Origin of the sequence: Burkholderia sp. SIMBA_062, from assembly GCF_046534765.1 — a bacterium.
Lineage (GTDB): Bacteria > Pseudomonadota > Gammaproteobacteria > Burkholderiales > Burkholderiaceae > Burkholderia > Burkholderia ambifaria.
On the sequence record NZ_JAWRYD010000637.1, the window covers coordinates 1 to 235 of the forward strand.

At 64.7% G+C, this 235-nt stretch carries 1 protein-coding gene; it reads left to right on the forward strand.

What is annotated here, in order from left to right:
• The coding region (locus tag SB786_RS37740) for an ABC transporter permease (protein ID WP_410731777.1) at window positions 1-235 on the forward strand (235 nt) is incomplete at both ends.

Below are 235 nucleotides of genomic sequence, written 5' to 3' on the forward strand. Positions count from 1 at the left end.
CCGGCAAGCGCACGACCGGCAATGGCTTCATCTCGTTCATCGCGCTGATCTCGATGTCGGGCATCGCGCTCGGCGTGGCGGCGCTGATCGTCGTGCTCTCCGTGATGAACGGCTTCCAGCGCGACGTGCGCGACCGCATGCTCTCCGTGCTCGCGCACGTCGAAATCTTCTCGCCCACCGGTTCGATGCCCGACTGGCAACTGACCGCGAAAGAGGCCAAGACCAATCCCGAGGT